The organism is Chitinivibrio alkaliphilus ACht1 (assembly GCF_000474745.1).
Lineage (GTDB): Bacteria > Fibrobacterota > Chitinivibrionia > Chitinivibrionales > Chitinivibrionaceae > Chitinivibrio > Chitinivibrio alkaliphilus.
Genome location: NZ_ASJR01000040.1, coordinates 1 through 10,119, shown reverse-complemented (window position 1 = coordinate 10,119; position 10,119 = coordinate 1). Strand labels below are relative to the sequence as shown.

Below are 10,119 nucleotides of genomic sequence, written 5' to 3'. Positions count from 1 at the left end.
AGACATTTTCTTTTTGTACCAATCAGAACTGAGAATAACTCTAATGCAGGTTCTGAAAATGATAGCTTAAGTGACATTAAATTATCCTGGATGTGTGTAGTAGCTTTTTCAATTATTGTGGAATCTATAGGTGGTACTATTTTCTTTTCATCAGAATGATGAGTACAGATGATGTTGTTTATCATATTTACAATATCAGAATCTTCACGGATGGTAAAATCTGAGTTCTCATTTGAGATTTCAATAGCAAATATCTTTTGCTGAACACTTCCTCGGTCGTATGTTTTCTTATCATAGATTTTATATAATAGATACGAAGTAGCACCATTAATGTATGCAATATTATTTTCAAATATTAGAGCTTTATCGATAGCTAAATCTACAATCGGGTGCCCAATACCAGCAATATCATCGATAGAATCTAGTGATCTTTCAAATTTCAATCCTTGATATCGTTTTCTAATCCCACGATGTATAATCCAGTGATCCGGTGTTACAAAACTTATGCTTCCTGATTCTTCCTTTACTCTGCGTTGCTCTTTCGTAAGCATTTCTACAAAAAAGTTATGTAATTGAGGGAGATCGAGAGTTGGGACATCCTTTAAAGATGACAAGTTAAATTTTGCAGCATTACCTACCAATTTATTAACTGTTTCAATAACAGACTGCGTTCCGAGTGATTGTGTTTTTTCATCAAACCAGTTGCTGAGACTTTTTGGGTTCTCTGCTGCATTGTGAAATAGTTCATTAAATGTAGAGTTACTCTGCATCCCAAGAACGAGCTGTAAAAGATCTTCAGGATCATCCATTGCACTACCAAGTGCTTTCATAATACTACCCAGTTTAGACTCAAGCTTATCCCATATTATTGACTCAATAGTATCAGGGTTTTTCAAGGATATTACGGTGACATTTTTTTGTTGACCATATCTGTAAAGGCGTCCAACTCTTTGGTGCAGTCTCATTGGATTCCAAGGAAGGTCAATATGGATTAATGAATTACATCGCTCTTGTAAGTCAATTCCTTCACCAGCTGCTTCAGTAGAAACCAGAAAACGAATCTTGCCATTGTTAAAATCATCAGCACTCTGTTCTCTGTTTCTAAGAAGACTTCTTTTTTGACCATCGACAATGATGTCAATCTTTCCATCACCATTTATAAAACCGATATTCTTTTCACCATAAACTGTAGCTAATTTGGATAGTACAAGTGATTGTGTCTTTTTATACTCCGTAAAGAAGAGAACTGGTTCATTGTGGAATTGTTCTTCAATAACTTGGATGATTCTTAGTACACGACTCTCTTCCTGTACCGCTTCTGCTGCATTTATTAATTGATCAACACTTCCCACTTCATCTTCCATAAGAGTAATTTTGCTTTTGTGCGATTCAATTGCCCATTTTCTTATTGCTTCTGCTTCTTCATCATCAAAGTGCGTCTCATTAAATGCATTTAATTTACCTTGAAATTCTGTACTTAAATTTTTAAGTGTCTGTTTTCTTGTTATTAAGGCTGACTGAACAGCGGCAACAGAACTGGATGCGAGCTTCTGAAGGGCAATGAGAACAAGGGTTACTTGTCCACGGTGTTGAGCGTCGAGTGTTGATGCATATGTTTTACCAGAAGTTATGAACCGAGTCATTAAGTCGTAAAAATGAGTCTCTTCTTTTGAATATGAAAACGTGATCTGTTGAGGAATCACTTTTTTGAAAAGTTTATTCCCTTCCATATCAGTTACACTCTGTTTACAGTTTCTAATAAGAAAATTGGACAGTTGTTTGTACTGGGCTGTTTCGTTCTTTTTAGGGCCAAAAACCTTGTTGTCAACAAGACTCATTAAAGACCAAAAGCCGTAATTGTATCCACGATGTGGTGTCCCAGTGAAGAGCACCGTAGAGTCTATTTTTCCTTCATTCTGAAGTTTCTCAAATAGTTGAAATGCAAGTGTTTTTCCTTTGCCTTCGTGAGCAAACATATGGTGAGCTTCATCCACCACAACTAAATCCCAAGCGTCGGCATTTAAGAGCCGATCGTGTCTACCATTTTTATCTGCACGAAGTGTTGGAAAAGAAGCAACAACCTGGCGTTGAGTATTCCAAAAATCTGATTTTTCGGTGTCTACAGCAGGGTCATATTTGGAAAGACGAATATCAAACATTTTCCGTAGTCGTTCCTGCCACTGTTCAACAAGAGGTGCTGGAGTTAATACGAGCAATCGTTTAACTCTACCTGAAGAAATGAGAGGCCAGAGGATAAGTCCTGCCTCTACCGTTTTCCCCAAACCAACATCTTCAGCAATCAGCATCCGTGTCGGCCATTGTTGAAGAACTCTATTACAAACCCAAAGCTGGTGAGGTAGAAGATCAATTCGAGATTTAGAGAAGACTCCCCAGGTGTCATTAACCGATCGTATTGAAGCAGCAAGTGATTTAAGAAGTGTCTTTTTACTATCTACGGAATCTCCATCTTCAAGCGATGAAACAATGTTTTTGCGAATAGAAACCTCACTGACCGGGCACTCTTCAATACCGTGAGAAAAACGGACTACAACAGTAGATCCGTTTTCCATCATCAATGAACCTTCTCCAAACTTTTTATGATGTATAATTTTACTCATCTTCACCCCAGTATTGATCTGTAATATTATCATCAAAGAATCGCCCCTGTAGCTCAGACTCTCGGCTAACAATAATTAGCGGTATATCAAAATCACCTCCAAAGGTCACATCTTCTTCTCCGAGAACCTTTTCTAATGCTCTGTAAATATCTTGGCATGACTCATACGAGCCACCAACAGCCGCTTCCAGCAGTGCTCTGATTCCCCATGAATTCATAAATGCAAACTTGTGTAAACTCTTATGAGTCAAATGACCATTTCTCAAAAGTTCTCGAATAATAAAACTGTGGCCAATTTTTAATGTTCTCTTCAAAGAAGGTGCAACGAGACCGCTTCCCTGAAGTGCCGTGCTCGCATTGGGCGTTAAGTAATCATCAATGTTGGAGCAATCACCATCATATTCAAACAATTGAATGTATACATCGAGGAATTCCCGGATCTTGAAGATCCGATGAAAACTATCCATCCAGTACGAATAAATTTCATCATACTCACTTCCGGTACAATATTCCTTCAGAATATTAAACCATTTTTCCGGGCATTCTGTTGGTTTGTTCAAACAAATGGTTTCCCACCACCCATGATTTTTTAGATGCTGTAAGAATCCTTTTGTCTGATAATCTTTAACCCTTCCAAGGCTTTTGAATGAAGCAAATGTAAACAACTGCATCCAATTTTCATTAATAGGGTATTCATCTTTATCGTAAAGATCCGGGCAGTCACCGCTTGGATATAATTCGCCAAGGTATTTGGGAAGATATTGGTCACGACCTTCAGTTTCCCACCACTGGTGGATCTTGATCAGTGATAGTTTTTCTGCCGTTATTGTGGGTGTAGGTATATCGTAAGGTTGTTCCGCTACATGTTCCGCAAGTTGTCTAATTAGCTCGCTTCGCTCTTCGGGAAAAAACGAACTTAACAAAGAGTCGTCAAGCTTTCTTACCCAACCTTGACCGCGTACCTTTTTCGACAATAGTGAAGAGAGCTCACCGTCAAGGATGTACCTGAGACTGTTAATTTTCTTTTCATCGCTATCTGCATTGAGCATCCATTTTTCAAGCTGTTCTGTCGTAGCTTGTAAATTCCCCCTCACACGGATAAAAAACTGAAGTGCTTCACCAGAATACTCTTTGGCAAGTAATGCTATTTCAGGTGCAAAAGATGCTCTCATTAACTCTTCTTCATTATTTTTATTGTTTAAAGAAAGTAAACGAGTAGGAGTTTCATTACCCCCTCTTTCGGTATTAAACTTAATACCATCAAATACTGATTGGTCGTATAAGTGTTCATCTACAAGCTGGAGTACAGCTTCTGTTTTTTGTGCCTCTTCCGGAGAGTATACTTTTCCTCTTTTTAAATTGATCAACTCTTTCACAGTTAGCTCTTTAACATTAAAATTAGGATAGATTTGGCGGAGTAAGTATGCAATATCGTTACTTACAATATTGACTCCAGAATACTCTTGAAATACATTGAGGAGTTTCTCTTTTTCATTCTTGTTATCAGAATATTTCTCAGGGATTTCCCAATATATTTCTTCTTTTGTAAATGCCAATAGTTTACAAGGTGTCCCTGAAAATCCATTCGGAATAAGTTCTAACTTTTTCAGCATCTCTTTGAAAGCCTCTAAAGCAAGAGTTCTCCCTATTTGGAAGACTTGAGTGCTCTTATCCTTATTTTTCCAGCGTCCGAGGAGAGTGATCCATACTGACGTATAAAACTCATCAAATGAAATGCCATTAAATAGAAAAAGTTCCCCTCTATACTCATCCCAACTCTCTTGAGCAGTTTGCAGAAAATCAACTAAAATGGTACCCAGTTCGACTCCTATAGATGTTGACAGCTTTATGTTTTCAGTCATATCTCCCAGCTGTCCACGTCCAGTATCAATTTGGAAAGAAGAGTTAACGCAAAACCCAAATGATGTTGAATCCCTGAGTGGTGCAGTTACCCAAACTGATGGAACTTCTCTGCTCTGAATGTTAAAACCAGAACCTTTTAATGAAAAGAGGATCTTCGCATTTGTAGTATTAAATAAGATGAAATGAGAATCGTCTAATGCTATTGGTGATGTGCCAATTTCAACAGAGGGGTGTATTTCAGCTGGTGACCATTGATAGTTGTTATTGTTGACACGTACCTGTTTAATACGGTGAGAAAAAACAACACTATAGGGAATCAGTTTTTCAAATCGAGTAATTGTTTCTTCTGAAGCGATATCTTCATTTAAGGGAAGTTCAATAATCGTTTTTCTTGGAGTCCTAACTGCATTTTTCGTGGGTACGGGTAACAGCCCCCCTGCAATAGAAAAATCAAGTTCTCCACTTCGTACTCTTGGAGAATCTGATATTAAAAAAACAGACTTAAAACCAAGACCAAACTTACCGGTTACTTTATTGTTTACAGATTTATCAGATGCCTGAATAATGAGCATTTTTTCAAGGTCGTATTTAAAATCCTCACGTCCATTATTCCCGGTGTAGTTTACAGGTCTCCCAGAGTACTCAAAATAGAGGGACTGTGAATCCGTACTTACACTAAAAAATGGCGCCTGCGTAACTGGTTCACACTCTTCGAGTTCAACATTTGCATCATCAGCATTTTGGAATATTTCGAAAGGTACACCATCTTTCTGGTACTGATGTTCTGCGATTTTCTTTTTTACTTTATCCAGTATTATTGCTTGACAATCTTCATCACTACTTATGAGATCACCAAGCTTTTCACGTACAGAAGAGAGCTGTTTTTTATAATCGGCAGTATCAATGTCCCGGTTTGATTCGTCTGCTTCTGATATTTTACTCCGTATCCGTTTAATATGAGAGATGTACTCCTTAAATACATCTTCTGAAGCTGCACCAATTTGTCTGAGATGTGCTGGAATATCTTCCAGTATTGTTTTTCTTACCACAACGACTGAGAGTTGCTTCTTCTCTGTAATTTCATTCCACAACGCTTCAAACCCCGAGCTTTGTTGTTCAAAGCAGTCTTGATATATGTAAGAAATGGTTCTTTTAATTTGTTCTTCTGGACTATTGTCTGTCAGTGAATCCAACAAGATGTAGTTATAAGTTCTTGTTTCAGGATCGTAGTATGATGCTCTCTCTGCACCAAGACTCCCAGTACCAACAATGAGTCGCTGAGGATTTTTTTGAAGAGGGACTGTTAAAGGTTCACCAATTAGTGAAACAGTAGAACAGTTCTCATTCGAGCCTATCCAGCGAATCCGAATGTCTACCTTCTCTGAAAATGCGGACTCCTTTTGAAGTTTGGAATTATTCCAGTCAAGAGTTTTTAACGCATTCTCTAAGGAACGTCCATCTTCTCGTAAATACTTATCTGCTAGTTCCTGATATGATTTACCGAGGAACATCAGGAAAGCACCGACGACCCCAGGCGAGACAGTCTCAATCCAACGTTCAATCGGTGAAACATCATCGGTAAATAAATGAAGATCTTTTTCTGTAATAATCCCTGATACGACACTTTTTCTTTCATTGACCTCACGAGTAATTTGACTTTTAACTATTGGTACCTGACTTTTACACAGGCTGTAACTTCTTGAATACCCCTCTTGAGGGAGACAAAGCTCTGCTGGATTTTTCCATCTCCCGTTTTCATTTCTTAGTTTTATCTCTGGCAAGAGTTCAGCAATGTTACCGTTTCTGAAGAGCTCTTTCAAATACAGATTATATACTTCAATTTGCACATTACATTCATTGAGTATCCAGTTGAGAGTAGATACAATTTTTTCTTTATCTAATTCATTTTCCAAGGTTGGGAAGAAGTAGTTATGAAGCGTAGTAACCGATTCATCAAGTCTATCTTTATCAACGATACTGGCCAGTATCCCCCAACCAGGCAGTTCATCGTATTTTGAAAGAGTGTGTAACGAGTTTTTGATCTCACTTTTGGTAATGCTGCTCAACTTACCAATTGTGAATTCAGGTATTTCATTAAGCATAAGTGAAATCTTCGGAAGATACTCCTCTGGCTCTGATGAGAAAAGTGGCTTGAGTAATTCAGCTCCCTCTATAAGGCTATCTGAGGTGGTGAATATATCATCACACTGGCTACAAAGCTCTTTGAGTTTATCCGAGATACGAGGAAAATCGAGGATTGAGTCTGGAGAAGTTATCTTGTCATTTTTGAGTTTCAACCACTCTTTTTCTTTCAGCTCAGTAAGTTCAGTAAGTTGAGGGTTCTTTTCTAAACTTTTCATTATGAACTCATAGTGTTCACTTGGTTTGTCACTATGTAATAATGCTCGAATAACATCTTCTATAGTAAGAACCGACTTGATATAGTTTTCCTGCTTATCCTTTATTAAGGGATTGTCTGAGAGTGCAATAACAGTATCGGTCAGATTACAGTCATCTGGATACTTAATTTTATCTCTATTTAGAAAGAGTGAATCACCAATTGATGTCAATCTTCCAGACTCTGTTTTGTGGAAAGGAAGAGCTCTCCACTTATCTTGATCATTTATACTCTTGAGTAACTCTTTCTGTTCTTCTATTGTGAACTCAGACACTTTAAACGTTCTAATGAAATCAACCAATAATTCAGACTCTATTGCCTGCTGTTCTACTCGACGAATACCTACAATTGAGTATTTATTCTCACTAATTGTACCACTTATTTCTCTGTTCAAAATAGCCCAAGAATCAGCTTCGCCAAATAACATTTGTCTTAATTTACCCCAAACACTATTCGATTGGCTACCTGCCCAAAGTGGAGTATTCACATCATTATTTTTAGCCGGGTTTCCATGAATTAGATAACGAAGTCCTTTGACAATCTCATCTCTAGTATTCACCGAATCATTGTTTAACTGTGAAAACACTTGTGATGAAGCATCTAAAAATGCCACTCGATCCTTTAGGTCCCCAAGTTCTTTACCTGGATATGCAAGTGAGTAGAAGTATGGTGCTGTTGAGATTGCTGATATTTTTTTACCTGGATATGCCAGTTCAAACTCTTTTTGAGAAATTGTGTACAACTCTTCATTGGGTAGAATAGCAGTGAATAATTTGAAATCCTCTTGTGATTGTACAGTGGGTATTGGAAACAGGTTACGGTTCTCAAAGATTCTCTTAATTTCGTGTAAAGACAATAATATCAATCTGCCATTTCTATTTCCCACTTCAATAAGAGGTAAATCGCTATTTGTACTCAGAAAAACTTCTTTATTCTTTATACAACCATCACGAATATCTTTAACTATTGCCCGCTCTGCTGAACCAACTGCTTTTATCCACGCAACAATATCATCTTTATGAGGTTGTCCATTACCTGTGAAACTCTCAAAGTAGTTTGGCAGTGGTAGAACAGCACTGTCGACACTCCAAAGTTTTTTCCATACGCTCGGAGATGTTTTTTGTTCTTTAGTTCCTAAGGTAACAAAGGAGTCATTACCAATAACATTGAATAACTCTCCAACTGCTTTCTTGTTGGCAGTAACCTCTGACAGATCTAATGTCAAAAGTGATTTCCGAATGAGGTCAACAATTGCAAACCTTACAGACGCTGTGTAATCTTCCAGCTCGTGGATCCGAATAAACTCCGTAAGATATTCCACTTTTTTCTTATCACTTAAAAATGCTGTATCAAGAGAGTTTAACAGTTTTAGGTAATCATCTTCTGAAATTGGGTATTCATCAGCTGGCAACAGAGATTTATCACTATTGGATATCAGTGTAAAAGCTGTGTCTCGTAAAATGGGGAACACATCAAAAATCCTCCCGGGCTCGGCACTATTTTGAGATGTAGGAACTGTTAACAGTTGTGCATTTTGAACATCAATCAGTTGCCACTCAGCTTTTTCCTCCGATATCGTTTTAGCAAAACCAAAACTACGGCAAGCATATTTTAGATATTTAGGGGCAAAACTATCGCTGCTACCATTCTTTGCAGATTTTATTCCTTCAACAAGTGCAGATATCTCATTCGTCTTCAATGTGTGCTCTTGCACGAGTTGTGCTATTACGACGGGAAGCAGTGGGAGCGTTCCATTCTGAGCAATCTCTTGGTTCCATCTCTTTCTAACAGCCTCATTTGACATCTGAGAAGTAATATCACTTCCCGGTTCTGCCAGTGAATTGTATTGAAATAAGCCCTTTCGTCCTGCATCAATTGCAAACTGGTTGTGCAGAACAATTGAGAACTTTCTCTTGGGCCCCTCAGGAATAACCTTTGTGTATTGTAGTTCCCCTTTTTCGAGAGGTAAAAAAACTGCCCACTGAATTGTAATCTCAGCACCGAACTCATCATCGTGTTGCTTCATTGCCAACATTACGGCACCATCAGCCTTTGATTTATCCGGGGCTTCTTGCTGTTTTCCATACTTATCCCGGAAACGACTTTTCGGCCAGTTGGGATGAGCTTTGAGTGAAGTGACCTCATCATTTTCGAGTAGATATCTTTTCCCGTAGAATTTTAGAGGAGAGAATGTATTCGTTGAATGCACAATCTCTACAATTCCTGTTTTGTTCTCCGCAACAATGCCATCCTCAATATGAGGAGCATTTAATGAAACGGTAAATGAAGGGAAATGGTTACACTCATAATCAACGGTTTGAAGATTGTGTAGAAGTGGGAGTACCTCAGATATACGGGATGGTAGTTCCGTATCACCCAAGAAATCGAGCTCAGGAGAAAAAGAATCACCAGGGAATTTTGGGATAATAGAACCTGTTTCAACACCATCTTTGAGGATATGTTTTTTTGATCTCAATGGAAGCCAGATAAACATCCAGGATTGAGACTCTCTTGCAACTTCAGGGATTTTCGAACTGAGGAGTGTTACATCACCCTCTTCAAAGTGATTCCACTCGGGATGAACCTGCACATCTTCGTCATCGTAATCCCAGGGGTTCAGAACCTCTGTATGCTCTTTCTCACCGTCATAGGCGATGTAAAAGAACGCTTCACAGAGGTGGAATACACTCTTCATCCCGAGGCCGAACTTACCAATTGTTCCATCTTCACCGGCTTTTGTATTTACTGCAAATGAACGGATTGCCCGTTTATCTTCCTGCTTAAAACCACCATCATTAAAGATCCACAAGCCTCGAGTTTTCAGCAAAGGGTGTTTTGCTGTGGTAATTCCATCGGCGATGCCGAACTTAAACAGTTTAGCTTTCGCATCATCGGCATTTTGAATGAGCTCTTTAATAACGGGAAAACCGTTTTCGTAGCGATCTTCCAGGTTTCTTGTTACAAGGTTAATTATATCTGCAGTATATCCGGCCATAGTATCCTGTGAGATGTTAAGGTTTACCATAATCCGTGAGAGGTCACGAAATTTCACCCAGCGAATAAATTATGATCCCAAAAAGGGATCGTTTGTGAAAAAAACATCGTGAACTCAAGTTGCTAATGCAACATTTTCTTCAAAATACATTTTTGATGTGTCCATCCTGTTAATAAAAAATGGACCTTCTCAAAAAAGTACACAGTGGGTTAAGACCTATATTATTTATTCAGAAATGGAGATATC

2 protein-coding genes are annotated in these 10,119 nt (G+C 38.3%); both read right to left on the bottom strand.

Going from position 1 to position 10,119, the window contains the following annotated elements; genetic code table 11:
* On the bottom strand, positions 1 to 2,618 hold a 2,618-nt coding region (locus CALK_RS11340), incomplete at its 3' end, for a DEAD/DEAH box helicase (protein WP_052569277.1).
* Positions 2,611 to 9,873 carry a sacsin N-terminal ATP-binding-like domain-containing protein gene (locus CALK_RS11335; protein WP_022637809.1) on the bottom strand — a complete coding sequence of 2,421 codons (7,263 nt, stop codon included), beginning with the start codon at positions 9,871 to 9,873 and terminating at the stop codon, positions 2,611 to 2,613. The genes CALK_RS11335 and CALK_RS11340, both read right to left, overlap by 8 nt.
* Positions 9,874 to 10,119 lie beyond the last annotated feature (246 nt).

Coding starts and splice junctions, on each gene's coding strand:
- CALK_RS11335 (WP_022637809.1), bottom strand. CDS start 9,873: ATGGCCGGATATACTGCAGATATAATTAACCTTGTAACAAGAAACCTG.